This is a genomic window from Glutamicibacter arilaitensis Re117, assembly GCF_000197735.1.
GTDB classification, from domain to species: domain Bacteria; phylum Actinomycetota; class Actinomycetes; order Actinomycetales; family Micrococcaceae; genus Glutamicibacter; species Glutamicibacter arilaitensis.
Window position 1 is genome coordinate 2,675,074 of sequence record NC_014550.1, and the last position, 25,682, is coordinate 2,700,755.

The following is a 25,682-nucleotide window of genomic DNA, read 5'->3' on the forward strand; positions in this document are numbered from 1 at the left end:
GATTCTAATCTTCCTCCATGTTCCGCGGCATGCTCAGCTGCACTTCGGTTCCGGTATCTTTGCTGCGGATCTGCGCGGTGCCTCCGGCACGCTCCATGCGGCCAATGATGGATTCGCGCACCCCGTGCCGGTCCGTGGGTATGTCCTTGACTTCGAATCCGGCTCCACGGTCACGCACATATACTTCGACTTGCTCGGCCGTGCATTCAATGAAGACCGAAATCTTTCCTTGCGCATGCTTAGCCGCATTCATCATCGCCTCGCGGCTCGCGGCCACCAGCGCTTGCTGTCCGGAAAAACCCTGCGCGTTACCCACGGCAATAACTTCCACATCGCGCAATAGCAGCTGTTCAATGTGACTGGCCTCGTGCTGGATTTCCGCGACGACATCTTCATCATCAAGGTCCTGGTTGCCATAAAGCCATTGGCGCAGTTCGCGCTCTTGGACGCGGGCCAGGGCCCTGACCGCGGCCGGGTCTTCGCTACGCTTCTGGATGACCGCCAGGGTCTGCAGCACCGAGTCATGCAGATGCGCGGCAAAATCTGCACGTTGGGCAGCTGCCTGGCGTGAACTGCGCTCAGCAATGTAATCACGCCATAACCTGGTACCCCAAGGCAGCAGCACCGCAACGGCACCGACAATGATCGCAAAGGCCGTCCATAGTCCACTCAGCAGATCGGTGGTCCCGACAGCGGCGCTCAATAGCGCCAGCAGTCCACCGATGACCAGCACCAGCCCAAAGGCCAAGCGGAGGAGCAGTGGCAAGGCAAGCCGCTTTTTCTGATCGGTGATGCCCTCATCAAACTGGATCCAGGCCAGCACGATGCCAGCCACGATCCCCAGGCAGGGCCAAATCAATTCCCAACGAATGTTCCAGCCAACCCACTGCCCGAAGGCGAGCACGGCGAGCGCACACAGCCCGGCACCGATCAGGGTCTCTCGCCAAGTCGAGTTCCGTTCCCAGCCTTCACGCGACCCGAAGATTCCTTGCTGGACACGACTCATTTCTTCGGCAAGACTGCGGGACCGGGTACTCCAAGAACGAAGTTCATCAGCATGCGCTTCTTCAGCGCTGGGTACGAACACCCACAGCCAGGCGTAAAGGAGAATCCCGATACCGCCCAGTGCCGTGAGCGCCAAAAAGCCCAGACGGACATATCCCAGAGGGATATTCAGGTGCTCGGCGAGGCCACCGCAGACACCGGCAATGAGCCGGTTTCCGCTGCGCACCATCAAACGTCTTTCAGGACTTTCCATAGTTCTAAGTCAAACATGTTCTTCGTGTTTCTTCGCGGTTGATCACCGGTTCTAGGGGCACCCCTAGGGAAAGTTCAGGGTATCCCCTCATAGCGGGCGATCCCTTGGCCAAGAGAGAATTGAACTATGAACAACGAAGGCTCTCAACGTGGTCGCGGCTTCTATGACCAGCTGCGCAAGTCACCAGTGGCGCGCAAGGACTCGCAGTGGGTCGGCGGCGTAGCAACCGGTATTGCCGACTATTTCAAGGTAGATGTCGTTTTGATCCGGGGCATCTTCGTGGTGCTCGGTGTGCTGGGCGGACTGGGCATGGTCCTCTACGGTCTGGCGTGGGCTTTGCTTCCGGATACCGAAGGCAAGATCCATCTGGAAAGTGCTGGCAATCGGAACTGGACCAGCGGCATGACCGGCGCAGTGCTGATTTTCGCGCTGGGCATCTTCCCCGCTCCATGGTTCCTCGATTCGCTGGCACCGGTGTTGTGGCCACTGGCCATTGTCGCCGCCATCGTGTTCATCATTTTCAGCCGAAAGAACACCAGATTTGCCCGCCCGAACCAAAACCGCAAGCCAGCATCCCCTGGCACCGATTCGGCCTCACCTGCCGCGCAGGATCCCAAGAGCACGGCGCTGGAACATCCGTGGCGTGAAGAGCAGGCCTACAGTTCCACGGCCAGCACAGCAGGGTTCGCATCTGCCACCACGGATGCCTCGACTAAGGAGTACCCCATGAGTTCAGGTGATTCCGGCGCCGGAAGCCAATACCAGAACAGTTATTCTCCGGACCCCGCCTACACCAAGGCCTACTATTCCAAGGCAGTTGACAAGCCGGTCAGCCGCGCCATCCCAGGCTGGGTGGCAACCACCGTGGTGGGGCTGACCGTACTGGTCATCGCTGTAGTCCTGCTGGCTGATTACCTGAATATTGTGGCATTGCCAGGTTCAGGCTGGGCCGTGGCACTAGCCTGCGGCCTGCTGGTTGTTGGCGTCGCCATTGTCCTGGCCGCACTTGTTGGCCGGACCAGTGGCGGTTTGCTGGGCCTGGCTATTCCCCTGCTGGTGCTGGCCGTGATCTTCGCAGCGAACACCGCTGGAGATTCGCGCCGCGGATTGGTGCACTCATCCAGCGATGGCGACAGCCACTACAGTGCAGTGTTCAGCAATTCGACAGTTGACCTGACCCACCTAGGCAATATCAGCAAACCAACTACGGTAGAGATCGATTCGGTATTTTCTAATATGGAACTGCTGCTGCCGGCTAATGTTCCGGTAACGATTGAGAGCGATGGGGTCTTCCTTTCCGGGACAGGGATGGACCTTCCCCAGGATGCGCTTTCTCTGCCGGAGAATGCACCTATGCTGACCATTGAGGTAGACGGCGCGTTTTCTTCGTTCTCCACTTCGGTGGATGCTCCTGATGCACTGAACCGCAGCACCGAGAGTTTCTAAGGACTGAGCTTGATGAATACTTCTTCCACACCGGCCAAAAAGTTCCCTACCGGAACACTGGTCTTCGGCCTGATTCTGATCGTTGTCGCCCTGGCATCGCTCAGCCGCCTGGTTTTGCACTGGAGCTTCGATATGCCGTTGCTGCTCATTGCCATTGTCGCTTTCGCCGGCGTTGCCATGATCTTCTCCGGACTGGCATCAGCTGGCAAGTCCCGCAAATCCAAAGATGAACCACCGGTTCCCACCGATCCCAACCTCTGAGCTTTATAGCCTTTCAAACATTTAGGAGTTCCTGATGGACGCATTCTTCAATTCACTTCGTTCCATGCCCCTGCGCCGCGGTCCTGGCCGTTTGGCCGGCGGCGTAGCCGGAGGCATCGCTGACAAGTTCGGCTGGGACGTCACCTTGGTGCGTATTGCCCTGCTGCTTTCCTTTCTGCTTCCCGTCTTGGGCATTGCCTCATATATCGTGGCGTGGATCCTCATTCCTGGTCAGGACGACACCATCATCTTGCAGAAATGGCTGCGTAAATTCTAAATTCCTTTCCGAGCTTGCCTGCTGGTGAACACCATCTAGCGTGCTCATCTCCCCTAGGGCGAGTCTCATGCACACACAGTGACTTGAGACTCGCCCTAGTGGCTTTAAGCACGTACAATGACACCCAGAGTAGATGCTCAATGGCGCGCGGATCTTGAATAAATCCGAATGGAACTCTTTGTTGACGCGGCACGACCACGGGGCTCGCTCGCTCCAGCTGGCGCACAAAGCTTTCCCTATTACTAAGCGAGGGCCAATGCGCATTGGAATCATGACCTCAGGTGGCGACTGCCCCGGTCTGAACGCTGTTATCCGCGGTGCGGTACTGAACGGCATCAAAAGCTACGACTACGAATTCGTCGGTTTTCGCGATGGCTGGCGCGGCGTCAAGGAAGGCGACTTCTTCGACCTTCCCCGAACCGCTGTGCGGGGCATTGCCAAGCAGGGCGGCACCATTCTGGGCACCTCGCGCACCAACGCTTTTGAAGGGGAACTTGGCGGGCCCGAGAACATCGCCAATATCTTGAAGACCAACAGCATCGACGCGCTGATTGCCATCGGCGGCGAAGGCACCTTGGCTGGAGCTCAGCGCTTGTGCGAAGCCGGTCTGCCAATTGTTGGCGTTCCCAAGACCATCGATAATGACTTGGACGCCACCGATTACACGTTCGGTTTCGATACCGCTAACCAGATCGCCGTAGAAGCCATTGACCGTCTGCGCACCACTGGCGACTCGCACCACCGCTGCATGGTGGCCGAGGTAATGGGCCGCCACGTTGGCTGGATTGCCCTGCATGCGGGCATGGCTTCCGGTGCCCACGCGGTGCTCATCCCAGAAGTCTCCACCAGCATGGAGCAGATCTGCCAGTGGGTCAACGAAGCCCATGAGCGCGGACGTGCGCCATTGGTAGTTGTTGCTGAAGGCTTTGTGCCTGAAGGCATGGAAGAAGCCTTCTCCGTTCGTGGCGTTGATACTTTCGGGCGTGCCCGCCTGGGCGGCATCGGTGAAATGCTCGCCCCGATCATTGAAGAACGTACCGGCATTGAAACGCGTGCGACGGTGCTGGGCCACATCCAGCGCGGTGGCGTACCTACCGCGTTCGACCGCGTGCTGGCCACGCGCTTGGGCATGGCTGCCGTTGATTCGGTCAACGAACAGGCATGGGGCACCATGGTCGCATTGCACGGCACCAAGGTGCTGCGCGTGCCACTGCGCGCGGCCCTGAACAACCTCAAGCGTGTCCCGATGGAACGCTATGAGGAAGCTGCCGTACTCTTCGGCTAAGCCAAAACGAATGCCAAGGGCGTGGGTGCACATACTGTAATCAGCAGTTGCACCCACGCCCTTGGTTTTGCCTCTTAGCCCTGTGGAGGGGTTCTCAGGAACCCGGTAAAGCGTCCGGCAACCTGTCCTGCGTCGGTAGCCACAATGACTTCTTGCGAGGCCGGGTAGTTGGTTTCGCCATCCACGATGGTCAAGACCGCTTCCGGGTCGACGTTGCGCTTGATAACTGCCAGCGCGATGGGTCCGGCTTCGTAGTGCAAGGTCGCGGAGGTAATCCGTCCAACGGTACGCTCCCCCAGCTTCACTTCAGCACCGGTTGCCGGCAGCGTGTGCATGGAACCGTCCAGATCCAAGAACACCATGCGGCGCGGCGGGTGGCCGATATTGTGCACGCGGGCAACAGTTTCCTGGCCCTTGTAGCAGCCCTTATCCATGTGCACGGCGGTACGCAGCCAGTCCAGCTCATGAGGAATGGTCTTGTCATCGATCTCGGCACCGAAGCGTGGTTCCCACGCGGCGATGCGCAAAGCCTCGACGGCCATCATGCCGGCCAGCTCTTCCTCGGCCACAGCCTCGCACAGCTTGTCCAGCTCAATGATGTGCATGAACCATGCGCGTTCCTTGCCCGGGTGGTCTTCACGCGAGTATGCCCAACCGCCCTCGCTGATTCCCGGCCAAGGATTCTGCCAAATCAGGGAGCCGGCAGTATCGATGGTGCGGGTTGCCGCCAGCACGCCATGGGTTGCACTCAGGTCATTAACCTCAACACGCAGCATGAAGCGCATGCTGTTCAAGAACTGCACCAGGCCCGCCCCGGCACCGGGTTCAGCAATCAGCAGCAGGCGGTCCTCGGTGGCCAGCACCTTCATTTCATGCTCAATGCGTCCCTGGACCGAGAGCAGAAGCGTCTGGGTGCTCTGCCCCGGCTTCAAGGTGGAAATGCGCTGGCTGCTGAGCGTATCGAGCCAGCTCTGGCGGTCTTCACCACGGATTTCAACGACGTCGAAGTGGCTCAGGTCAGCGATGGCCTTGCCTTCAGCAAGCTTGCGGGCTTCGCGGGTTGGAGCACCATAATGAGCTGCAACACCAGCGTCAACACCGCCAGCTTCCACAGCACCAGCGCGTTCGAGCAGGACCGAACGGTATCCAGCAGTCATGGCTATTTCGCCGCACCTTCTGCCGCGACGCGCTTGAGCGCTGCCGAGGCGTGAGCTTGCAGATCCATGTTGCCCTTGGAAACATCCCAACGCCAGAACAGTTCGCCGTTGACCAATCCGTAGATACGGGTGGAAGAGGCATATGCTTGAGCGTTCTTGCTGCGCAAGAGGCTCTCGGTCGCCAGCTGAATGCGCGGTCCGTCGATCAGTCCGTAATACAGTTCAGAGATGCCGTCCGGGCGGACAATATGCGCCTGGATCTTGAACCCGTCCTTGGTGTGCAGCTTCTGCACATCATCGGCTGAACGCAGCACTGGGAAAATGTCCCCGGGCTTCATGCCAGGTCCTGCATCGGCTTCTTGCTGTTCACGGTCCAAAGACCAGAATCCGTTTTCAACAGCCAGGATGCGCAGCTTCGTGCCATCGGCTTCGGTGAGCCAAGCTTCGCTTCGGTATTCGAGGTATGGGCCACCAACGTCACGGAAGGTGACTTGCTGCCAGAAGAATTCGTCCTCGGCTTCACCCTCGCCAAGACGTCCAGCACCTTCCCAGGTGCCGATAAGCCAAGCGAAAGGTACAAGTTCCGGGGTGAGGTCCGTAGGGAGGTCAAAAGCCATGGACTACTCGCTCCTAAATTTAGTCAGTGATGAAATGAAAACAGCGCACACGTTATTGTGTGCGCTGTTTTTACTTCTGGCCCTGGAAGAGACGCTTCACTACCAAGCCTGCGAACCCGGCCATTCCGATACCGGCGATCACTACAAGTGCCTGGAAGAAAATTTCGATTGCAAGGTAATTTTCATTCATGGCTTCATCTTAGCGCGCGCGGTAAGAGAACTTCGACACTCGTGACGCAGCTTGCATCATATTTGAACCGCTTAGCGTTAAATGAAGGCCAGAACTTCCATTGCGTACCAGCTGACAGCACCGCTCATCAGCAGGATTGCGCAGGAAAGGCCAAGAATTCCGCTCAGGTTGCGCACGCTGCGGCTGACCAAGGCCAAGGCGCGTAATGAACCTACCAACAAGCCGATCAGCAAGCCCAGGATAGCGCCCTGGTACCAGAGCATATCCATGGGAAGCGCTGTGGAGGCTGCCCCTAAAGCGGCGGCAACCACCGGGGCCAGTGCCATGGTGATCCGGTTGGGCAGCCGGGTTACGGCAACGGCACCAGCACCAAGCAGGGCTATGACGCTACTGACTGTCATCCCAAAGCCATATGGCACCAGTGCGCTTGCAGCCCAGGCTGAACCAAGTACGCCCAGCACCACACCACTTACGCCGGAAACCACACCAGCCAAACGGCCTTCGGCTTCCGCGCCGCGCAACACCTGGCTGATAAATACCAGAAGCACACCCACGGCGATTGCTTCGACGCTATGTGACATCACCGACCCGCCGGGCATGAACATAGTGGCGGCAGTGGCTGCCAAGGAGCACAACGCAATGATGATGCTGATCGGCCACGGCGCGTCAGAGCGGACCATGCGCGGCCAGGTGTAGGCGAAAATCAGCTGTAAAACGGCGGTGAGAACACCCATCAGCCAGCTCATCGAATCGAGGCTGGCTGCTACGACAAGCAGCGCCGCGGCGACGAGTCCACTGAATAAAACCTTGATTCTCAAATTCTTTTTCCTGACGGTAATGTGTCCGCACTTGCGTGTTCACATGCGTGCTTCAACTGAATCATTCCTTATACTGTGACACGTAAAAGTGATTTTTTCGCAACTATCTGGCAGGAGGAAGACCGATTGGCTCACCTGTTGCTACTTAGTAATCAAGCCGAAAATGCCGCTGAAGTTCTTCCGGCACTCGAATTGCTATTGCACGAGATAACTTTCTTCCCGGCAACCACCGAGTCCTTGGCCCAGCTGCCGGAGTGCGACGCAGCCATCCTGGATGCTCGGACCGACCTGGTTCCAGCCCGCTCCTTGGCACAGCTGCTGCACACGAATTTGAATGTCCCGTTGCTGCTGGTTGTCAGCGAAGGCGCACTTGGCATCTTGAACTCGGACTGGCACGCAGCAGATTTTCTGCTGCCTTCGGCCATACCCGCCGAACTCGATGCACGCATCCGCCTGATGCTCTCTGGCGCGAGTGTTCCAGCGCCTGCGCCAGTGGCTGCCGAAAGCACCTCGGGGCTGCGCATCGATGAGCTGAGCTACACCGCCCGCATCGATAACCGCATGCTGGATCTGACCTACAAAGAATTCGAACTGCTCAAGTACCTGTCCCAGTTCCCGGGCCGGGTCTTCACCCGCGAGCAGCTATTGCATGAAGTCTGGGGCTATGACTACTACGGTGGCACTCGCACCGTGGACGTGCATGTGCGTCGCTTGCGCGCGAAACTCGGCACCGATCATGAGCAGCTGATCGGAACGGTACGCAACGTGGGCTACCGCTTCTACACCGAATCATAACGTTCAGATAACTCCTAGCCACTTCGAACATTTTGCGACTATCGTGAAATGCATGAGCGAACTGCCACAGAACACTGTATCCATCCAGCACGTCCCCGGTGAGCTTGATGAACGGGCCTTATCCGACGTGCGTGACTTAGCCCTCGACGCGCAGGCAGCCGACGGCAACCCGCCGCTAAGCGACCAGACTCTGGTGGCCTTGGCAGCCGACGAGCCAAACGATAATTTGCTGGCCCTACTTGCTGAGGTCGGCGAAGGTGTCGACGCGAAATTGGCTGGCGTGGCCATCGCGGTCCGGGAATCCCCGGATCACCCATGGGTTCTGGAATTGGTAGTCCACCCTGAGCAGCGCCGTGCCGGCATCGGCCGGGCGCTGCTGGGCAAGCTCGGTGAGCTGGTGGACCTGTCGCAAATCCAGGCTTGGGCGCACGGTGATCATGAGGCTGCCAAGAAGCTGGCCACCGGTGCCGGACTGGACCGGGTACGCGAGCTGTACCGCATGCGCCGCGAAGGCACCGATTACCTTGAAGAAGCTCCGCTTGATCGCCGCTTTAACGTACGCACCTTCCGGGTCGGCGAGGACGAGCCGGTGTGGCTCGAAGCCAACGCCAAGTCATTTGCACACCACCCCGAACAGGGTTCACTCACGCTCAATGATCTTGAAGCGCGCATGTCCGAGGACTGGTTTGATCCAACCGGCTTCTTCCTGGCCTTCGACTCTGATCAGAATTTGCTTGCGTATCACTGGACCAAAATCCATCCTGCCACCGGGGACCAAATTCGCCCCACCGGTGAGGTTTATGTGGTCGGTGTGGTTCCCGAAGCGCAAGGCATGGGCCTAGGCCGATCCTTGACCGATACCGGCGTTAATTACCTGCTGGAGCTGGGCGTCGACTCGGTGATTTTGTATGTCGATGCCGACAACGAGCCAGCGGTGAAGCTTTACCGTTCGCTGGGCTTCACACTTTGGGATGCCGACATCATGTACGGTCCGCAGAAGCTAGACTAGTAAGCAGGCCGTCCCGATCTTTCGGGTCCTCAACTAGCGGTGCCTTTAGCGTCCACTTGCAGGAAAGAAGTGAGTTCAGCAGATGAATAGCTACCCCAAGGAAACCAGCACTCAACTACGAGATGTCCCTTCATCGAAGGTCAACGAAGATCGTATAGAGCCTGCGGATTCCCTACCGGATCTGCATCCTGAGGGCGAATTCGCCAATGAGCGTTTCCTTGACCGCGAACTTAGCTGGCTGCACTTCAACGCCCGTGTTCTGGAACTGGCTGAAGACACCAAATTGCCGTTGCTTGAACGGGTGAACTTCTTATCGATCTTCGCTTCGAACCTCGATGAGTTCTTCATGGTCCGTGTCGCTGGCCTCAAGCGCCGCATCCACGCCGGATTGGCGGTGCCTGCGGCCAACGGCATGAACCCGGTAGACCAGCTGGAATTGCTGCTCTCCTCGGCCCACGCGCTGCAGACCCGCCATGCGAAGGTCTTCGCCGACTCGGTATACCCGGACTTGAACGAACAGGGCATCCGGATCACCACCTGGGATGAACTTTCAGCTTCAGAGCGCGAGGTACTCTCCAAGTGGTTTGTTTCCCAGGTCTTCCCGGTGCTCACTCCGCTGGCCGTTGACCCGGCCCACCCTTTCCCATACATCTCTGGGTTGTCATTGAACCTGGCAGTGGTGGTGCGCAACCCGCTGACCGGCAAGGAACTCTTTGCCCGCCTGAAGGTGCCGGACACCATCGCGCGCTTGGTCAGCATCGATGGCACCCGTGCAGCGCACTCTTCGCTGCGCACCGCACGCTTCATCCCGCTCGAAGCGCTGATTGCCGTACACCTGGAACTCTTGTTCCCGGGCATGGAAATCGTTGAGCACCATTACTTCCGCGTCACGCGCAATGAAGATTTGGAAGTAGAAGAAGACGACGCAGAGAACTTGTTGCAGGCACTGGAGAAGGAACTGCTGCGCCGCCGCTTCGGCCCTCCGGTTCGATTGGAAGTTGCCGATGACATCAACCCTGAAATCATGGAACTGCTCACCCGCGAGCTCGGTATTGAAGAGGATGAAGTCTTCAAGCTTCCTACCCCATTGGATCTGCGCGGACTGGGCGTCATCGCCTCGCTTGACCGTTCCGAGCTGCACTACACCAAGCATGTAGGCCACACCTCGAACTACCTCAACGAATCGGAAACCGCCAAGGCTGCCAACGTCTTCGCTGCGGTTCGCCGCCGAGACATCCTGCTGCACCACCCCTACGATTCCTTCTCCACCAGTGTGCAGGCCTTCTTGGAACAGGCCGCAGCTGACCCAAAGGTCATGGCCATCAAGCAGACCCTGTACCGCACCAGCGGCGACTCCCCCATTGTCGATGCGCTGATCGACGCTGCGGAAGCCGGCAAGCAGGTTTTGGCCCTGGTGGAAATCAAGGCTCGCTTTGATGAGCAGGCCAACATCTCCTGGGCCCGCAAGTTGGAACAGGCCGGCGTGCACGTGGTCTACGGCATCGTAGGCCTCAAGACCCACTCCAAGCTCTCTTTGGTGGTTCGCCGTGAAGGTGACAAGCTGCGCCGCTACTGCCATATCGGCACCGGTAACTACCACCCGCGCACCGCACGCTACTACGAGGATTTCGGCCTGCTTACCTGCGATGACGAGGTGGGCGAGGACATCTCGAAGCTGTTCAACCAGCTCTCGGGCTACGCGCCGCGCTCGACATACAAACGCCTGCTTGTTGCTCCGCGCTCGGTACGCACCGGACTGCTGGCGCATATCGAAAAGGAAATCGCCAACGCTGCCGCCGGCAAGCCGGCCAAGGTGGTCATCAAGGTCAACTCCATCGTGGATGAAGCAATCATCGATGCGTTGTACCGGGCCAGCCAGGCTGGAGTCAAGGTCGAAGTCATTGTTCGCGGCATCTGCGCCCTGCGTCCAGGTGTTCCGGGACTGAGCGAGAACATCGAGGTGCGTTCCATCCTTGGCCGCTTCCTTGAGCACAGCCGCGTCTTCATGTTTGAAAACGGTGGCGACCCGCTGGTGTACATCGGCTCGGCCGATATGATGCACCGCAACTTGGATCGCCGCGTTGAAGCTTTGGTTTCGCTGCGCAACCAAGAAGACATCGACCGGATGATCACCCTGCTCTCACGCTACATGGATGACAAGACCGCCTCATGGCATCTGAACTCCGATGGCGACTGGATCCGCCATTACCAGGATGAGGATGGCAACCCGCTGACCGATGTCCAGTTCTGGCTGGTCGAAGAGCATGCCCGACGACGAAACAGCGGACGTAATAGCTAGTGGCCGAATCAGAGCTGCGCGATACCCGCACTAGGGCGCGTGAGATCATTCGTTCAGTGGATGCCGAGGAAATCCGCCTCGGAGAATACGACATTGTGGCTGCTGGGGCGATCCCTTGGCGGTTGAAGAACGGCAAACTTCAAGTTCTGGTAATCCACCGTCCCAAGTATGACGACTGGTCATGGCCCAAAGGCAAACTGGATCAGGGCGAATCCATCGCTGAATGCGCCTTGCGCGAGGTCCGTGAGGAAATCGGGTTGCGCATCACCTTGGGCATCCCGCTGTCAGCCACGGCGTACTCGGTGAAGCAGAAAACCAAGGTTGTCTATTACTGGGCGGCAAAAACCGATGTGCATACGGTGGTTGAGCCCGATGGCGAAGAATGCGATGAAACCATGTGGGTCAGCCCCACTAAGGCCGCGCAGATGCTGTCCAATCCAACCGACGCCCAGCCGCTGGATGATCTGGTCAAGGCCCATGATGCTGGGGTGCTGAACACGCACCCGGTGCTCATTGTGCGCCATGCCAAGGCCAAACCGCGAGGCAAGTGGACCCGTGCCGAAGGCGAACGTCCGCTCGCAGCTACCGGGAGGCGCCAAGCCCAGGCAGTATCCCGGATGCTCGAAGCGTGGCAGCCAATGCATGTGGCTTCATCGCCGTGGATGCGTTGCGTTCAAACGATCACGCCCTATGCGGCCCTGCACGCGATAAAGCTCAAGACCATCAAGGCGCTGACCGAGCACGGGGCAACGCGCAAACCAGAACGCGCCCGCAAGGCGGTGCAGAAGCTTTTTGACAAGTACCGCTCGCAGATCATATGCACGCACCGGCCGGTCCTGCCCTTCGTGCTCGAAGTGCTGGCGCGCAATTCGACCCCGGAGCTTGCCAAGGCACTGCCAGATCAGGATCCCTATCTGGACCCCGGGTCGTTGATCGTGGCCCAGCAGGTCCACGGCGGCACCCCGCGCATCGTCTCCTTTGAAATTCATACGCCCTATCACGATTAGTGTTGAGCAACTGATGCCCGGCATTGCATGCCGGGCATCAGTGTTCTCGCAGGGCTTGGCAAAAGTCGTTGCATCTGGCTCCGATTAGGGATAAGACTGTAAATAGGACATCAGTCACATCTACGAACGAGGTATCGCCATGACTGCCCAGCAGCCGCACAATCCAGTGGACAAGATCGTGCACCATGGACTGCGCCTGGATCACGATGCTGACCGCGGCCGCTATTCGCTGTGGCACGGATCCACATTCATTGGCTTCTTGGGCTACCGCCTGGAAGATGGCGTGGCCACTATCCAGCACACCATCGTCAATGAGGAATTCGGCCGCCGCGGTTATGCCCGCGCCTTGGTGACCTTGGTGCTGGACCGCTTCCGCAATGACGGATTGAAGATCATTCCCGAGTGCAGCTATGTCCAGGATTACCTGCGCCGCTATCCGGAGTACAACGACATGGTCGTTGACGCTGGCTAGTACGTGTCCACGACCCGCGTAGGTTTTCACACGTTTTTAGTCCTGCAAGGATGATCTGAACTAAACTGGGGTGCGTGAACATCGCGACCCCATACGAGACCCTGCTGCGCGACGTGCTGGAAAACGGCACTGCCAAAGAAGACCGCACCGGGACTGGAACCCTGTCGGTCTTTGGACGCCAGATCCGTTTCGATCTGCAGGATTCTTTCCCGCTGATCACTACCAAGCGCGTGCATTTCAAGTCCGTGGCAGCCGAACTGCTGTGGTTCCTGCGCGGTGAATCAAATGTGAAGTGGCTGCAGGACCAGGGCGTTCGCATCTGGAACGAATGGGCCGATGAAGATGGCGAACTCGGCCCGGTTTACGGTGTCCAGTGGCGCAGCTGGCCCACCCCAGAAGGTGGCTACATCGACCAGATCTCCCAGCTGGTGGACTCGCTGCGCAACAATCCAGACTCCCGCCGCCACATCGTCTCGGCATGGAATGTCGCAGAGATCCAGAATATGGCGCTGCCTCCATGCCACGTGTTCTTCCAGTTCTACGTAGCCGACGGAAAACTCTCCTGCCAGCTCTACCAGCGCAGTGCAGACATGTTCCTGGGCGTGCCTTTCAACATCGCTTCATACGCCCTGCTCACTGCCATGCTGGCTCACCAGCTCGATTTGGAGCCAGGCGAGTTCATTTGGACCGGCGGCGACGTGCACATCTATACCAACCACGTGGAACAGGTCAAGGAACAGCTCTCACGCGATCCTTACCCGTACCCGACCCTGAGCTTCAATTCCAAGCCGGACTCGATCTTCGACTACACGCTGGAAGACTTCTCCATCAACGACTACCAGCACCACCCGACCATTAAGGGAACCGTAGCAGTATGACCCCTGCGCCTCGCCACGCACGCGATCTCGAACCCCTGATTGGCGCCATCTGGGCCCAAGCTGAAAACGGCATCATCGGCGCCAATGGCACCATGCCCTGGCATGTTCCTGAGGACTTGGCCCACTTCAAGCGCACCACTGCCGGACACCCGGTCATCATGGGCCGTGCCACCTGGAATTCTTTTCCGGCGAAGTTCCGCCCGTTGCCCGGACGCACCAATCTCGTGCTCACCCGCGATGTCTCAGCCCACGAACAGCTGCGCCAAGATGGGGCTGAACCGGTATCCAACCTGGAAGAGGCCATTGCGCTGGCCAAGGCAAGCACCGGCGGTGAAGAGATCTGGATTATCGGCGGAGGCCAGGTCTATGCCCAGGCCTTGGAACTGCTGGACCTCGCGGTGATCACCAAGCTTGAGGTAGCGGCCCAGGGAGATACTTCCGCACCCCAGCTGACTGCCGACTTCGCCTTGGGCACCAGCGATCCCTCGCTAGATTCGGAAGCTGCCCGCTGGCACACTTCCTCCACCGGTACCCGCTACCGCTTTGAAACCTGGCTTCGCCAAAAGGACTAGAACGACCATGAAAAAATACATCGGAGAGCTAAAGCAGCACCCCGAAGCACTCTTCATTCTCGGATACATGCTTTTCCCGCTGTTGGCACTGGTCGTGGCCGTTCTCGGCTTCTTCATGGTGCTCGGTGGATACAAACTCTTTGGCCTGATCCTGCTGCTGGTACCGACACAGATCTTCATCTTTGCAGCCATGTGGGCGATCAAGAACCGCAAGCTGCTCATTGAGAAGAAGTAATACTTGTCCTGCACCGAACCACACCCGAAGCCTGCTGGCCCTCGGGTGTGGTTCTGCTTTAACTGCTGTAACGAACCGGGTGCTGGCAGCTAAACGCCTCTACCATTGATGTATGACTTCATCTGTTGGTTTTGTAGGTTACCGAGGCATGGTTGGCTCCGTGCTGATGCAGCGCATGCTCGATGAGGGCGACTTCGCGCAGATCGACCCGGTATTTTTCTCCACGTCCAATGCTGGCGGCCAGGCCCCGGCATTCGCCGAAGGCGCTGCGCCGCTGCAGGATGCATATGACATCCAGACGCTGGCCAAGCTGCCCATTATCGTCACGGCCCAGGGCGGGGACTACACCACCAAGGTCCATGCTCAGCTGCGCAATTCCGGCTGGGATGGCCTGTGGATCGATGCCGCTTCCACGCTGCGCATGAATGATGATTCGGTGATCGTGCTGGATCCGATCAACCGCAATGTCATTGACCAGTCGCTGGCCTCGGGCACCAAGGACTTCATCGGCGGCAACTGCACCGTCTCGTGCATGCTGATGGGCTTGGGCGGACTGTTCAAGAACGGTCTGGTCGAATGGAGCACCGCCATGACCTACCAGGCAGCCTCCGGTGGCGGTGCCCGCCACATGCGCGAACTGCTCACCCAGTTCGGCGACATCAACTCCCACGTCGCCTCCGAGCTTGATGACCCGGCTTCAGCGATCCTGGAGATCGACCGCAAGGTCCTGGCAGCACAGCGCGGCGGCTTGGACGCCACCCAGTTCGGCGTGCCGCTGGCCGGCTCGCTGATCCCGTGGATCGACGCAGATCTGGGCAACGGCCAGTCCAAGGAAGAGTGGAAGGCCGGGGTCGAGACCAACAAGATCCTGGGCAATTCCGCAGAGAACAAAGTCGTCGTGGACGGACTGTGCGTCCGCATTGGTGCGATGCGCTCGCACTCGCAGGCCCTGACCCTGAAGCTGACCGAAGACCTCCCGGTTTCGGAAATCGAGTCGCTGCTGGCAGCTGACAACGAATGGGCCAAGGTAGTTCCTAATACCAAGGAAGCCACCGTAGATGCGCTGACCCCAGTTGCCGCTTCTGGCACCTTGGACATCCCGGTAGGCCGCATCCGCAAACTGGAAATGGGCCCGGAGTACATCTCGGCCTTCACCGTAGGCGACCAGCTGCTGTGGGGTGCGGCCGAACCGCTGCGCCGCATGCTGGCTATCGCGCAGGGTCGTCTCTAGACTCCTCACGCATCCAAGAATTAAAAGGCACGGTCCGGAACAGTTTTTCTGTTCCGGACCGTGCCTTTTGGTCTAGGGCCTTGCCTTTTAAGGATCAGCCAGCCCATTCATCGCGCAATACCGAGTAGATGATCTGGTCATGCCATCCACCGTCGCGCCACTGGGCTTGGCGGATCACTCCTTCGCGGGTGAAGCCGAGCTTTTCCAGGCAGCGTTGTTCAGCCGTGTTCTCGGCGGCCGTAGTGGCCTGGATGCGATGGCGCGGATAGTGCGTGAACAGGTAATCGACAAGCTGGCGCTGGGCTTGGGTGCCAAGGGACTTGCCCCGGTATTCCGGGAACAGGCCAATCGCGATTTCCCAGCAGGCCGAGGTGTTGGCCCTGCCCCAGGCTGTACTGGTGAACCAATCGGCCTTGCCGATCATCTGCTCCCCCAAGCTAATGGCCAGCGCCCCGTCAGCACTGCCAATCAGCTGGTCCTCGGCTATCCGGCGGCGCAGCTTGTTAGTGTCCCAGAAACCGAACCACTGCGAAGCGCCTGCTCCATGAAGCGACTGGAAATTCGCTTCCAGCAGGTCGATGTCCATCTGGCTGAGTTTGCGCAGGGAAAGTTCGGCCATGACCGCTCCTTTGTGAAGTTTAGAGGGACAGGCCAATCAGTAATGGCTCATTGACCAGTTCAATGCCGAAACGCTCAGCCACGCCTGCACGGACGGCTCGCGCAATAGCCAGAATGTCCTGTGCGGTTGCTTCGCCGCGGTTGGTGATCGCCAAGGTGTGCTTGGTGGACAGCGAGGCACGGCCCTGGGCCAGGGCGAAGCCCTCGGTGCCTTCCAGCCCGTAGCCCTTGGAGAACCCCGCCTGGTCGATCAACCAGGCTGCCGAGAGCTTGACGAAGCCTTCTTGCGCCACCGGGTAGTTCGGTGCGTTGTCCGGCAAGTTCTCCAGTATTTCTCTGGGCACAATCGGGTTGGTGAAAAAGGAGCCGGTGGAGTGCGAATCAGCATCCTGCCGGTCATAGACCATGCCCTTGGAACGGCGCAGTTCCAGAACTGTCTGGCGCACTTGGTGCGCGTCGGCGCGTTCGCCGGCTTCCACGCCCAGGCGGCGGGCGAGTTCGGCGTAGCGGATTGGTGCTGAGTCTTTGGAGCGTTCCAGTAAGAAGGCCACTTCCAGCACGACGTAGCGTGGGGAGCCGTTGGTGCTGGTGCGCTTGATCAGTGAATCGCGGTAGGCAAATTCCAGATCAGCATTTTGAAGCTTGATGACCTGCCCATTGTGCCGGTCGTAGGCGCGGATCCAAGCCAAGGTCTGCGAGACGTCAGCACCATAGGCTCCGACGTTCTGGACCGGGGTGGCACCGGTGCACCCCGGGATGCCCGAGAGTGCTTCCAAGCCGCTCAGGCCTTCGGTGAGGCTGTATTCAACGGTGACGTCCCAGTTCTCGCCGGCTGCCGCACGCAGCAGGACTTTGCCGTTGGGCTGTTCGTCCAGGTGCAGTCCGCGGGTGGCAATCTGCACCCCCACACCTGGGTATCCTTCATCGCAGATCACCAGGTTAGAGCCACCGCCTATGAGCAGGACATCATTTCCTGCGTCATCTGCTGCCCCCACGGCGTGCGCCAATTCAGCTTCGCTGGTTGCGGTCACCAATTGCTGGGCTGGCCCGCCAACGCGGGTCGTGGTCAGATTCTTCAGCATTGCTTCAGTTTACTTTCCATAAAAAGACGAATGGGTGCACTCAGGCGTGCGATTCATGCCTTGTCTTGATCGCCGGTGCGGTATCCGGCGGTATTTGAAGACAGGCAGAAAGCCAGGACTATCAAGATCGAAATGGAGCCCAGGGCCGGCAGCAAGCCGATCAGTTCGGCAAGCAAGCCCAAGAGCGGTGGACCGCCCAGGAAGGCGCCGTAGCCGATGGTGGAGACTACCGATACGCGTGTTGCGGCATGGATTGGATCATCCGACGCCGCGCTCATGGCCAGCGGGAAAGTCAGGGCCACGCCCATGCCCCAGATCCCCAAGGCGACGAAGGCCAGCGGCAGGCTATTGCCAAAGGCGAAGAGCAGTACGCCCACCAGTGCGCTGATGGCGCTGGCACGGATCATCACCACCCGCCCCAGCCGCAGGATCAAGTCCCCGGAGAGCAGCCGGGTGAGGGTCATGGCGGTCACGAAGACGCCGTAGCCAATAGCTCCCACGCCTTCTTTGGTCCCATAGCCATCTACCAGTGCCATGGCGACCCAGTCTCCGGCTGCACCCTCGGCCAGGGCCATGCCCAACACCAGAACGCCAAGCAGCACCGTTTGTGGTTCGGTCCACGCCTTTTTCAGTGACGTACCACCACTGGTGCGCGGCACCCGGCCGAAGTCTTCGCCATAAAACCGGGTGCTGTAGAGGACAGTGAAGACAATGACCAGGCCCATGAAGCCGTAGTGGTACTGCAGCGGCAACTGTAGGCGGGCTCCAAGGGCCCCGGCGCCAGCACCAATCACGGTGCCGATGGAGAAGAATCCGTGCAGGGCAGGCATGATGCTCTTGCCTAGCGCGCGTTCCATCGCGGCTCCCTGGACGTTGGAAGCCACATTCCATGAAGCGGTTCCCAGCCCTTGGGTAAAGAGGAAGATGCCGCACATGATGGCGCTTCCAAAGACTCCGGCGCCGACGCCCACAAGGATCAGTGAGCTTCCGGCCAGGGTCGCGGCGATGCGCATGACGAGGGTGGCGCCAAGACGCAGAACCAGCTGTCCGGAGACGGCGACCGATAGGAAGGATCCGGCGCTCATGCACAGAAGCAGCAAGCCAACACTGGCGTGGTCCAGTTGCAGGGCGTCACGCACCGCGGGCAGCCGCGAAACCAGGGCCGAGATCAGCAGACCGCTGGCCAGGTAGGCTGCCATCAGCGCGTTGCGCCAGAGCGTTACTGGCTTCTGCGCATCACCGGAGAGCTGCATGCTTAGAGCTGTACCACGGCCTGGCACTTGAGCAGTACCTTGCTGTCGTTGGCCGAGACGGCCAAGTCGATGCGGGCGGTACGGGCTTCGGCATCCAGTGCTCCGACCTTGCCTTCTACCGAGATGGTGGTGCCTTCGTGATCCGTTGGGTTCGAGCCTTCAGGATCTTCGACGACCACTGGCTTGGTGAAGCGGGTCTGGTAGTCGATGACAGCTGCAGGGTCGCCTACCCAAGTGGAGACCAGTTCGATGACCGAGCCCATGGTGAACATGCCGTGGGCAATGACCGAGGGCAGTTCAACTTCCTTGGCGAAGCGCTCATTCCAGTGAATCGGGTTGAAGTCCCCCGAGGCACCTGCGTAGCGCACGAGGTCGGCGCGGTTGACCTGCACGGTGTGCGAACCAATGACCTGGCCCTTTTCGAGGCTTTCGAATTCAATCATGATCAGTCCTCTGCTCGTACCAGTAGCGATGAAGTGGTGGTGGCGATCTTATCGCCAGACACGGTGGTGATTTCTGCACGAGTGGTAATCATGGCACCGGCACCCATTTCGCGGACTTGGTCCACGTACAGCTCGGCGAGCAGTTCATCACCGGCAACGATAGGGCGGTGGTGGGTGAAGCGCTGGTCAGCATGCACCACGCGGGAGAAGTCAATGCCGCTGGCGGGGTCGGCGATCAGCTGAGCGTCGGCACGCTGGGCGATGATGATCGCAAAAGTTGGCGGGGCAACGACGTCATTGAAGCCCAGCTTGCGGGCGGCTTCTACATCGAAGTGCGCCGGACTAGTGGCTTTCACCGCGGTGGCGAATTCGCGGATTTTTTCGCGTCCTACTTGGTAGGACTGGCCGGCAGGGTAAATGCGTCCTACCAGGTCAGGGTTGATGCCCATGGATTCTCCTGAACGTTGTTCTTGGTGAGCGCAGTGCACCGGTCTGGATTCTGCTCCAGGTCCAGCCAGCTGGCCACGATGTGCAAATCTTGCCGGAGCTACTTCCCGGTCTCGGTAGAACGCTTTTTGGTGCGCGGCTTGTCCAGCCCGTTGGCGATGCGCCATGCACGGGCGTCCTTGGAACGCACTACCAATCCAGCGATGTGGCAGAGCATCCCGAGGACCATGATCCCGATAGCGATATACACCAGGGGCAGTGAAGGAATGTTTGCGCCGACGATAGCTAGGATGATGCCTGCGCCCATCACGCTTACCGCAATAAAGACGAGCTTCTTATAGAGCGAGGAAGCTGATTCCCAAGGAGTGTTGGTCATGGGTCAAGTCTAGTTCAGCACCCAGCGCCAGCTCTCATTGCGGGCGCGGTATTTCCGCGTGACTCCCCCGACAAACCATCTGCTCGGTGCGTGGCACGCTTAGAACAATGCGGATTGCTCTTCTTTGAAGTCACCATGCTGTTCTATGACTGCCACGGAGCGGGTTTTCAGCTCTGCGGCATCAAGCAAGCGCAGCGTGGTGTTCTCGCCGCTGTCGGCAAGGATGCTTTGCCCCAGCACCCCGCGGATACGCAGATTCACCGTGCTGCCCGGCAGCGCGCTGCTCCACGCATGCAACGAACGGGAATCCCAGGCTTCAATGACCGGCTTGGCGAAGGAGGGCTGCTGCCAAAGTTCGTCGCGTAATTCAACGCCATAGGTGTCCAGTCCGCGCTGGGATCCGAGGAACTCCCGTGAACGTTCGGCAGCTTCAGAATTGATGGCGTCAAGCTGCGCGTAGTCCAGCTCCCAGCTGCTCAACCCCTTGATCTTTGATTTCTGCCGAACCTGCTGGCTCAGACCCACATGCTCAGTCACCAAATCTTCAAGAATTCGAATTGCCGCACCATCAGAGGCACGGGCAACATAGCGGGCAATGACCGCACCCTGCTGGGCCAGTCGGCTCCATTTGCTCTGCGTAGAGGTCGTTCCGACCTTGGTCACGCCATGGGCGAAGCTGGCGATATACAAGAAATGCGGCTGCTCCAGATATTTGCGCAGTCCTTCGGGAGCTTCACCGGTCTTGTGGAAATGGTGCATGAACTTCGTCTGGTCCATCCGGCGGCAGCGATCGCATTGGGTACCGGTGCGCAAGGCCTTGGTCTTAGGGCACGGCAAGGTGTTGCGTGAACCGTCCTTGTTCATCGTGACGTAGCCCAGGCAGAATTTGAGGTCGCCAATTTCCAGGCTCAGCACACGATTGGGTTCCAGATACTCGGTGCGCCAGTTTGCTGCTTGCCGCAGTCGAAGCATCGGCGCTGGCTCATGCTCGGAAAAGCTGATTCCGTGGCAAAGCTGCCGAAAGTCGCTAGCGAGTTCCATCAATACCTTTCCGCACAGTTACCCAGTCAACGATAGAGCACCGCTGCGCTGAACTCTAAAGTGCCTGCGAAGCGCCCCAAGAATCCAGTTGGCCAAATTCTCTACTTGTTCTTGCCTAATTCTTAGGAGGGCGCACTAGGCTGAAGTCCCAGTGAGTTCTACTTTGCTGGGATGAAAACTATTCGCAGAGGTGATTGAGAATTTCAGCCGAACACGATCAGGAGTCTCACGCAGCGCTTGCGGCTCCCCTTGCAAAGCAAGCAACACCTGCCGAGCTCCAGGAAATGGCACAAGCGTTCCATCACGATTTCCAGCGTTTCATGATGGAGTACCAATTCGCCGTCGATGAAATGCTGACTAAAGTTTCAATTCTGCGTGAAGAGTTCTTGTATCTGCATAAATACAACCCGATCGAGCATGTTTCTTCACGGGTGAAAACTCCTGAAAGCATCATGCGCAAGGTGAGCAAGCGGAATATCGCTCCGTCCTTGCCGATCATTCGGGAAAATATTAGTGATATTGCTGGAGTGCGCATCACCTGCAGTTTCGTGAAAGACATCTACAAGGTCTTGAACACGCTAACTTCTCAAAGTGATCTGAAGGTCATCCAGATCAAGGATTACATCAAGAATCCAAAATCCAACGGTTACAAGAGCGTGCACGCGATCATCGAGATTCCGGTGTTCTTGTCCGACGGGCCGGTCAATGTTGTCGTTGAAGTGCAGATCCGCACAATTGCCCAAGATTTCTGGGCCAGCTTGGAACATAAGATTTTCTATAGGTATGAAGGGGACGTTCCAGCCCATCTTGCGGACGAGCTTGCTGAAGCGGCCGCAATCGCCACGACCTTGGACATGCGAATGCAACGGCTGCATACCGAAGTCCATGGCCACGATGCCGACCACGACGGTGCCAGCCACACTGATTTCGACAACACGGCAATCGACAATCTCTTGTCGTTGGCCAGGGAATCAAGCGCGGAGAAGCGCAAGTCCACCGGGTCAGAAAGCTAGTTCCCGCCCATACGGTGCTCCCGGTAATTTTTTGTGTTCGGTTACCGCGGTTTGCCCAAGCAGAACCACTGCTCGAATCCAAATGTTTCCTCCTACAAAAGTAGGATTTACAAGACGCATATTAATTCATAGAGTGGGAATATCCGGGCATGAGGCTGGACATCATCCCCTCAAGCACCTTGGAACATTCATGAGCCCTTGGGACCACGACCGCGCAGTATGGTTTTTCGATTCGAGGCGGCAGGCATTAGTTAGGGGCATTCGATGAGCAAGGCAGCACGCGAAATGGCAATTTTGACGTTGGCTCTCCTGGCAGCACTTCTCATCGTGGTATCCGATGAACCAAGCTATGGCCTCTTGCTTGGCAGCGGGGCTTTGATGGGGTGGTTCTGGTTCCGCGACAAACAGCAAAAAGTCACTGTGGATGCCAGTGATCTTGACCCGAAAGATGTCAAAGCCTACCGGCAGCAGCACCGCGGCGCGACGATAAGCGATGCAGTCAACGCACTGGGCAAGCCATAGCCATAAGAAGCGATCTTCACCTGCCAGGTGATTCACAAACGAATCACTTGGCAGGCAGGCAAGCAGGCGAGAAATTCAAGAATTCTCCGGACCTTATTTAGGTGCCCGATTTGTCCTGAGTGCCTGAAATCCAAAAAAGACCCACAGCAAAGCTGCGGGTCTTCATTTGGTAGCGGCGCCGGGACTCGATCCCGGGACCTCACGATTATGAGTCGTGCGCTCTAACCAGCTGAGCTACGCCGCCACAAGTGAGAAGCAATCCAGTAGAAGCCAAGAAAGCTTCTCACTCAGAGCCCCCTGCCGGAATCGATCCGGCGACCTCGTTCTTACCAAGAACGCGCTCTACCACTGAGCTAAGGGGGCAACGAGTAAATACTCTACACGGATTTCCCAGCAAAGAAAAATCGGCCAACTCCCCCATAGGGATGACCAAACCAAAACGAATAAGGCCTAGTCAGCGCTAATTTAGACGTAGGGCCCATGCGGCGTAGAACTATGGGTGGCACAAAAAGGGCTTGGGTGACGATGCTCACTTTGTTAATTCCCTGGGCTCACTAGCGTTTTTGCACTAGACCGCATGCCTCGAACGATGATCAGGTGACCTTGCCCAGCAACCGTCGCGACGCCCGACGGGAAACCCGTTCCCATCGGCCGCAAATCCCTGCACGAAGCCGCGGTGGGCGCCCGGAGCATCAAAGCAGGAAAAAGATCTTTTCCAAGATGCTGAATGCCTCAAATTCCTTTCACTACCCGGCTAATTTCACACTCGGGTATCTATGCACCAAATGCGACCTGAGTAGTGATGTTGTGACGTCAGCAACAAATTCTCAGCGGATTTTGCAAACCTTAAAAACCTGTGTAAAGTATTTACCTGTTGCCCCCTTAGCTCAGTGGTAGAGCGCGTTCTTGGTAAGAACGAGGTCGCCGGATCGATTCCGGCAGGGGGCTCGAAATAAGAGAGACAATCTGATTGCAGATTGTCTCTCTTTTCGTTTCCCCAAAAGTTTCTCCCGCTACGCCCCACAGCAGCCTGTTTCCCAGCTGCCAGCGAGAGTGAAACCACTTCCCATCTTCTGGACCGTTGCTTCTTCACATCCATAATTTGTGCAGCGCTGCTGTCTTTTCTGGCAGAAATCGTGCTAAGTTGATCGCGACCACACGGGTGCCCTGGCAAGGGCTGAGATCGGACTATCGCCGTCCGCGACCGTTGAACCTGTCCGGGTAATGCCGGCGAAGGAAGTGAGTTTCCCCAGTGGAACAATTTGAACAGCACCCTGCCCACACCCTTGCCTACCGCGTGTCTGAGGGAATTTCCGTTCCCGTCACCCAGATCCAATTGGCTGACTCCCCCAATGGCGAGCTAAATGAACCGTTGCAGGTGTATCGCACCAGCGGACCGGGAAGCGAACCCACCCAAGGATTGCAGCCTTTCCGCGAACCGTGGATCCTGGAACGCGGGGATGTGGAAACCTATGAGGGTCGAGAACGCAATCTGCACGATGACGGACGCTCTGCGGTTCGCAGAGGCACCGCCAGCGCAGAGTGGGCCGGACGCTCGGCGCCTCCGCGAAGGGCCGTCAGCGCAGCCCGTGTGACCCAGATGCACTATGCCCGGGCCGGGATCATCACCCCGGAAATGCGCTATGTTGCCATACGCGAAGAATGCGATGTCGAACTGGTGCGCAGCGAGCTTGCGGCCGGCCGGGCCATCATCCCGGCGAACATAAACCACCCGGAATCCGAGCCGATGATCATCGGCAAGGCCTTCTTGGTGAAGATCAATGCGAATATCGGCAATTCGGCGGTGACCAGCTCCATCGCCGAGGAAGTCTCCAAGCTGCAGTGGGCCGCCAAGTGGGGTGCGGACACGGTCATGGACCTGTCCACCGGAGATGACATCCACACCACCCGCGAGTGGATCATCCGCAATTCGCCGGTGCCCATCGGCACCGTGCCGATCTACCAGGCTCTGGAGAAGGTCAATGGCGAAGCTAATGAACTGACGTGGGAGATCTTCCGGGACACCGTCATTGAGCAGTGCGAGCAGGGCGTGGACTACATGACCATCCACGCCGGAGTGCTGCTGCGCTACATCCCGCTGACCGCCAACCGCGTCACCGGCATGGTCTCGCGCGGCGGGTCCATCATGGCAGGCTGGTGCTTGGCGCACCATCAGGAGAATTTCCTCTACACCCACTTCGATGAGCTGTGCGAGATCTTCGCGCAGTACGATGTGGCGTTCTCGCTGGGCGACGGGCTGCGCCCTGGTTCCATTGCGGATGCCAATGACGCCGCCCAGTTCGCCGAGCTGGACACCTTGGCAGAGCTGACCAAGCGCGCCTGGAAGTACGACGTTCAGGTGATGGTGGAAGGACCGGGGCATATCCCGTTCCACCTGGTGCGCGAGAATGTGGAGCGCCAGCAGGAACTGTGCGATGGGGCTCCGTTCTACACGCTGGGCCCGCTGGTCACCGATATCGCTCCGGGCTACGATCACATCACCAGCGCCATCGGCGCCACCGAGATCGCCCGCTACGGCACCGCGATGCTCTGCTACGTCACTCCCAAGGAGCATCTGGGACTGCCTAACCGGGATGATGTGAAAACCGGCGTCATCACCTACAAGATCGCCGCGCACGCCGCAGATCTGGCCAAGGGCCACCCTGGGGCCACGGCTCGCGATGATGCGTTGAGCAAGGCGCGCTTCGAGTTCCGCTGGCATGACCAGTTCGCGCTGTCCCTGGACCCGGTCACAGCCCAGGAATTCCATGACGAGACGCTGCCGGCCGAACCAGCCAAGACCGCGCATTTCTGCTCCATGTGCGGGCCGAAGTTCTGTTCCATGCGCATTTCCCAGGATATCCGTGACGAGTACGGATCCGCCGAGGCCCAAGCCGCGCTGGCCGGGATGGCGCAGAAGAGCAGGCAGTTCTTGGAAAGCGGCGGCACGGTCTACCTCGGGGACCAGATCCCGTTGGGAAGCCCGGCCCCGTAAGCGGGCTCCGGTTAACGGAAAACGCCCTCGGAGCAAGCTTCATGCTTGCCCCGAGGGCGTTATCTAATGCTGTTCAGCTAGTGTG

Annotated in this window: 28 protein-coding genes, 3 tRNA genes and 1 riboswitch; of the genes, 18 read left to right on the forward strand and 13 right to left on the reverse strand. The window is 58.6% G+C overall.

Annotation, left to right across the window (positions count from 1 at the left end):
• Positions 1–4: 4 nt before the first annotated feature.
• Positions 5–1,234 (reverse strand): ATP-binding protein, encoded by a 1,230-nt coding sequence (locus tag AARI_RS12830; RefSeq protein WP_013349707.1) that lies wholly within the window; start codon positions 1,232–1,234, stop codon positions 5–7.
• Positions 1,235–1,384: 150 nt separating this feature from the next.
• Between AARI_RS12830 and AARI_RS12835 the strand changes: the two genes are divergently transcribed.
• From AARI_RS12835 to AARI_RS12850, 4 genes are all read left to right on the forward strand, one after another.
• A complete protein-coding gene (locus AARI_RS12835; RefSeq protein ID WP_013349708.1) occupies positions 1,385–2,704 on the forward strand; it encodes a PspC domain-containing protein in 1,320 nt (439 codons plus the stop codon).
• Between the two features lie 12 nt (positions 2,705–2,716).
• Positions 2,717–2,965 carry a hypothetical protein gene (locus AARI_RS12840; RefSeq protein ID WP_013349709.1) on the forward strand — a complete coding sequence of 83 codons (249 nt, stop codon included), beginning with the start codon at positions 2,717–2,719 and terminating at the stop codon, positions 2,963–2,965.
• 34 nt (positions 2,966–2,999) lie between these two features.
• Entirely contained in the window at positions 3,000–3,242 is a 243-nt protein-coding gene (locus AARI_RS12845) for a PspC domain-containing protein (protein ID WP_013349710.1), read from the forward strand.
• Positions 3,243–3,498: 256 nt separating this feature from the next.
• On the forward strand, positions 3,499–4,527 hold the full coding sequence (locus AARI_RS12850; RefSeq protein ID WP_013349711.1) for a 6-phosphofructokinase: 1,029 nt from the start codon (positions 3,499–3,501) through the stop codon (positions 4,525–4,527).
• A gap of 74 nt (positions 4,528–4,601) precedes the next feature.
• Here the strand turns inward: AARI_RS12850 and ygfZ are convergent, their stop codons facing one another.
• Positions 4,602–5,684, reverse strand: coding sequence for a CAF17-like 4Fe-4S cluster assembly/insertion protein YgfZ (ygfZ, locus tag AARI_RS12855; protein WP_013349712.1), 1,083 nt, complete (start codon positions 5,682–5,684; stop codon positions 4,602–4,604).
• Positions 5,685–5,686: 2 nt separating this feature from the next.
• The gene (locus AARI_RS12860) at positions 5,687–6,301 is read right to left on the reverse strand and encodes an FABP family protein (RefSeq protein WP_013349713.1); all 615 of its coding nucleotides are present in this window, start codon (positions 6,299–6,301) and stop codon (positions 5,687–5,689) included.
• Between AARI_RS12860 and AARI_RS19725 the strand changes: the two genes are divergently transcribed.
• Complete coding sequence (locus tag AARI_RS19725; protein ID WP_157867152.1) at positions 6,300–6,536, forward strand: hypothetical protein; 237 nt, start codon at positions 6,300–6,302, stop codon at positions 6,534–6,536. The genes AARI_RS12860 and AARI_RS19725 overlap by 2 nt on opposite strands.
• 32 nt (positions 6,537–6,568) lie before the next feature.
• Here AARI_RS19725 and AARI_RS12865 read toward each other — a convergent pair whose 3' ends face one another.
• Entirely contained in the window at positions 6,569–7,309 is a 741-nt protein-coding gene (locus tag AARI_RS12865; RefSeq protein WP_013349715.1) for a hypothetical protein, read from the reverse strand.
• Positions 7,310–7,435: 126 nt separating this feature from the next.
• Between AARI_RS12865 and AARI_RS12870 the strand changes: the two genes are divergently transcribed.
• The 9 genes from AARI_RS12870 to asd all read left to right on the forward strand — a co-directional run bounded on the left by AARI_RS12870 (position 7,436) and on the right by asd (position 15,807).
• Positions 7,436–8,104 carry a winged helix-turn-helix transcriptional regulator gene (locus AARI_RS12870; RefSeq protein WP_013349716.1) on the forward strand — a complete coding sequence of 223 codons (669 nt, stop codon included), beginning with the start codon at positions 7,436–7,438 and terminating at the stop codon, positions 8,102–8,104.
• Positions 8,105–8,156: 52 nt separating this feature from the next.
• The gene (mshD, locus tag AARI_RS12875) at positions 8,157–9,113 is read left to right on the forward strand and encodes a mycothiol synthase (protein WP_013349717.1); all 957 of its coding nucleotides are present in this window, start codon (positions 8,157–8,159) and stop codon (positions 9,111–9,113) included.
• An 82-nt stretch (positions 9,114–9,195) separates the two neighbouring features.
• Complete coding sequence (locus AARI_RS12880; RefSeq protein ID WP_013349718.1) at positions 9,196–11,412, forward strand: RNA degradosome polyphosphate kinase; 2,217 nt, start codon at positions 9,196–9,198, stop codon at positions 11,410–11,412.
• A complete protein-coding gene (locus AARI_RS12885) occupies positions 11,412–12,419 on the forward strand; it encodes an NUDIX hydrolase (protein ID WP_013349719.1) in 1,008 nt (335 codons plus the stop codon). The genes AARI_RS12880 and AARI_RS12885 overlap by 1 nt, the downstream gene beginning before the upstream one ends.
• A 139-nt stretch (positions 12,420–12,558) precedes the next feature.
• Positions 12,559–12,891 (forward strand): GNAT family N-acetyltransferase, encoded by a 333-nt coding sequence (locus AARI_RS12890; RefSeq protein WP_013349720.1) that lies wholly within the window; start codon positions 12,559–12,561, stop codon positions 12,889–12,891.
• A 74-nt stretch (positions 12,892–12,965) separates the two neighbouring features.
• Entirely contained in the window at positions 12,966–13,769 is an 804-nt protein-coding gene (locus AARI_RS12895) for a thymidylate synthase (RefSeq protein ID WP_013349721.1), read from the forward strand.
• Positions 13,766–14,341, forward strand: a complete 576-nt coding sequence (locus AARI_RS12900; RefSeq protein ID WP_013349722.1) for a dihydrofolate reductase — start codon at positions 13,766–13,768, stop codon at positions 14,339–14,341. Before AARI_RS12895 ends, AARI_RS12900 begins: the two co-directional genes overlap by 4 nt.
• Positions 14,342–14,348: 7 nt before the next feature.
• Positions 14,349–14,576 carry an NF038396 family protein gene (locus tag AARI_RS12905; RefSeq protein WP_013349723.1) on the forward strand — a complete coding sequence of 76 codons (228 nt, stop codon included), beginning with the start codon at positions 14,349–14,351 and terminating at the stop codon, positions 14,574–14,576.
• A gap of 112 nt (positions 14,577–14,688) precedes the next feature.
• The gene (gene asd, locus AARI_RS12910; protein ID WP_041648934.1) at positions 14,689–15,807 is read left to right on the forward strand and encodes an aspartate-semialdehyde dehydrogenase; all 1,119 of its coding nucleotides are present in this window, start codon (positions 14,689–14,691) and stop codon (positions 15,805–15,807) included.
• A 94-nt stretch (positions 15,808–15,901) separates the two neighbouring features.
• Here the strand turns inward: asd and AARI_RS12915 are convergent, their stop codons facing one another.
• From AARI_RS12915 to AARI_RS18685, 7 genes are all read right to left on the reverse strand, one after another.
• Entirely contained in the window at positions 15,902–16,426 is a 525-nt protein-coding gene (locus AARI_RS12915; RefSeq protein ID WP_013349725.1) for a GNAT family N-acetyltransferase, read from the reverse strand.
• A 19-nt stretch (positions 16,427–16,445) separates the two neighbouring features.
• Positions 16,446–17,507, reverse strand: a complete 1,062-nt coding sequence (locus AARI_RS12920) for a UDP-N-acetylmuramate dehydrogenase (RefSeq protein WP_013349726.1) — start codon at positions 17,505–17,507, stop codon at positions 16,446–16,448.
• A 53-nt stretch (positions 17,508–17,560) separates the two neighbouring features.
• Positions 17,561–18,760, reverse strand: a complete 1,200-nt coding sequence (locus AARI_RS12925; RefSeq protein ID WP_013349727.1) for an MFS transporter — start codon at positions 18,758–18,760, stop codon at positions 17,561–17,563.
• A 2-nt stretch (positions 18,761–18,762) separates the two neighbouring features.
• Positions 18,763–19,203: a MaoC family dehydratase gene (locus AARI_RS12930; protein ID WP_013349728.1), complete on the reverse strand. Its 441-nt coding sequence runs from the start codon at positions 19,201–19,203 to the stop codon at positions 18,763–18,765.
• A gap of 2 nt (positions 19,204–19,205) precedes the next feature.
• Positions 19,206–19,652: a MaoC family dehydratase N-terminal domain-containing protein gene (locus AARI_RS12935; protein WP_013349729.1), complete on the reverse strand. Its 447-nt coding sequence runs from the start codon at positions 19,650–19,652 to the stop codon at positions 19,206–19,208.
• 98 nt (positions 19,653–19,750) lie between these two features.
• Positions 19,751–20,026 (reverse strand): hypothetical protein, encoded by a 276-nt coding sequence (locus AARI_RS12940; RefSeq protein ID WP_013349730.1) that lies wholly within the window; start codon positions 20,024–20,026, stop codon positions 19,751–19,753.
• A gap of 99 nt (positions 20,027–20,125) precedes the next feature.
• Complete coding sequence (locus AARI_RS18685; protein ID WP_013349731.1) at positions 20,126–21,067, reverse strand: DUF2797 domain-containing protein; 942 nt, start codon at positions 21,065–21,067, stop codon at positions 20,126–20,128.
• 284 nt (positions 21,068–21,351) lie between these two features.
• On the opposite strand from AARI_RS18685, the gene AARI_RS12950 reads away from it, so the two are divergent.
• Both AARI_RS12950 and AARI_RS12955 read left to right on the forward strand, forming a co-directional pair.
• On the forward strand, positions 21,352–22,080 hold the full coding sequence (locus tag AARI_RS12950; protein ID WP_081461155.1) for a GTP pyrophosphokinase: 729 nt from the start codon (positions 21,352–21,354) through the stop codon (positions 22,078–22,080).
• A gap of 264 nt (positions 22,081–22,344) precedes the next feature.
• Complete coding sequence (locus AARI_RS12955) at positions 22,345–22,602, forward strand: hypothetical protein (protein WP_013349733.1); 258 nt, start codon at positions 22,345–22,347, stop codon at positions 22,600–22,602.
• A 167-nt stretch (positions 22,603–22,769) separates the two neighbouring features.
• On the opposite strand, the gene AARI_RS12960 is transcribed toward AARI_RS12955, so the two are convergent.
• Together AARI_RS12960 and AARI_RS12965 are read right to left on the reverse strand one after the other, a co-directional pair.
• A tRNA-Met gene (locus AARI_RS12960) sits at positions 22,770–22,846 on the reverse strand.
• Positions 22,847–22,893: 47 nt separating this feature from the next.
• A tRNA-Thr gene (locus AARI_RS12965) sits at positions 22,894–22,965 on the reverse strand.
• A gap of 513 nt (positions 22,966–23,478) precedes the next feature.
• Between AARI_RS12965 and AARI_RS12970 the strand changes: the two genes are divergently transcribed.
• Positions 23,479–23,550: transfer RNA gene (locus tag AARI_RS12970), tRNA-Thr, on the forward strand.
• 200 nt (positions 23,551–23,750) lie between these two features.
• Positions 23,751–23,858: riboswitch (TPP riboswitch) on the forward strand.
• On the forward strand, positions 23,855–25,597 hold the full coding sequence (thiC, locus tag AARI_RS12975; RefSeq protein WP_013349734.1) for a phosphomethylpyrimidine synthase ThiC: 1,743 nt from the start codon (positions 23,855–23,857) through the stop codon (positions 25,595–25,597). (Overlaps the previous riboswitch by 4 nt.)
• The last annotated feature ends 85 nt before the right edge of the window (positions 25,598–25,682 follow it).

Excerpts from the sequence above, each read along its gene's own strand:
- AARI_RS12830 (WP_013349707.1), bottom strand. The coding sequence starts at position 1,234 with ATGGTGCGCAGCGGAAACCGGCTCATTGCCGGTGTCTGCGGTGGCCTC.
- AARI_RS12835 (WP_013349708.1), top strand. The coding sequence starts at position 1,385 with ATGAACAACGAAGGCTCTCAACGTGGTCGCGGCTTCTATGACCAGCTG.
- AARI_RS12840 (WP_013349709.1), top strand. The coding sequence starts at position 2,717 with ATGAATACTTCTTCCACACCGGCCAAAAAGTTCCCTACCGGAACACTG.
- AARI_RS12845 (WP_013349710.1), top strand. The coding sequence starts at position 3,000 with ATGGACGCATTCTTCAATTCACTTCGTTCCATGCCCCTGCGCCGCGGT.
- AARI_RS12850 (WP_013349711.1), top strand. The coding sequence starts at position 3,499 with ATGCGCATTGGAATCATGACCTCAGGTGGCGACTGCCCCGGTCTGAAC.
- ygfZ (WP_013349712.1), bottom strand. The coding sequence starts at position 5,684 with ATGACTGCTGGATACCGTTCGGTCCTGCTCGAACGCGCTGGTGCTGTG.
- AARI_RS19725 (WP_157867152.1), top strand. The coding sequence starts at position 6,300 with ATGGACTACTCGCTCCTAAATTTAGTCAGTGATGAAATGAAAACAGCG.
- AARI_RS12860 (WP_013349713.1), bottom strand. The coding sequence starts at position 6,301 with ATGGCTTTTGACCTCCCTACGGACCTCACCCCGGAACTTGTACCTTTC.
- mshD (WP_013349717.1), top strand. The coding sequence starts at position 8,157 with ATGAGCGAACTGCCACAGAACACTGTATCCATCCAGCACGTCCCCGGT.
- AARI_RS12880 (WP_013349718.1), top strand. The coding sequence starts at position 9,196 with ATGAATAGCTACCCCAAGGAAACCAGCACTCAACTACGAGATGTCCCT.
- AARI_RS12890 (WP_013349720.1), top strand. The coding sequence starts at position 12,559 with ATGACTGCCCAGCAGCCGCACAATCCAGTGGACAAGATCGTGCACCAT.
- AARI_RS12900 (WP_013349722.1), top strand. The coding sequence starts at position 13,766 with ATGACCCCTGCGCCTCGCCACGCACGCGATCTCGAACCCCTGATTGGC.
- AARI_RS12905 (WP_013349723.1), top strand. The coding sequence starts at position 14,349 with ATGAAAAAATACATCGGAGAGCTAAAGCAGCACCCCGAAGCACTCTTC.
- asd (WP_041648934.1), top strand. The coding sequence starts at position 14,689 with ATGACTTCATCTGTTGGTTTTGTAGGTTACCGAGGCATGGTTGGCTCC.
- AARI_RS12915 (WP_013349725.1), bottom strand. The coding sequence starts at position 16,426 with ATGGCCGAACTTTCCCTGCGCAAACTCAGCCAGATGGACATCGACCTG.
- AARI_RS12920 (WP_013349726.1), bottom strand. The coding sequence starts at position 17,507 with ATGCTGAAGAATCTGACCACGACCCGCGTTGGCGGGCCAGCCCAGCAA.
- AARI_RS12925 (WP_013349727.1), bottom strand. The coding sequence starts at position 18,760 with ATGCAGCTCTCCGGTGATGCGCAGAAGCCAGTAACGCTCTGGCGCAAC.
- AARI_RS12930 (WP_013349728.1), bottom strand. The coding sequence starts at position 19,203 with ATGATTGAATTCGAAAGCCTCGAAAAGGGCCAGGTCATTGGTTCGCAC.
- AARI_RS12935 (WP_013349729.1), bottom strand. The coding sequence starts at position 19,652 with ATGGGCATCAACCCTGACCTGGTAGGACGCATTTACCCTGCCGGCCAG.
- AARI_RS12940 (WP_013349730.1), bottom strand. The coding sequence starts at position 20,026 with ATGACCAACACTCCTTGGGAATCAGCTTCCTCGCTCTATAAGAAGCTC.
- AARI_RS18685 (WP_013349731.1), bottom strand. The coding sequence starts at position 21,067 with ATGGAACTCGCTAGCGACTTTCGGCAGCTTTGCCACGGAATCAGCTTT.
- AARI_RS12950 (WP_081461155.1), top strand. The coding sequence starts at position 21,352 with ATGGCACAAGCGTTCCATCACGATTTCCAGCGTTTCATGATGGAGTAC.
- AARI_RS12955 (WP_013349733.1), top strand. The coding sequence starts at position 22,345 with ATGAGCAAGGCAGCACGCGAAATGGCAATTTTGACGTTGGCTCTCCTG.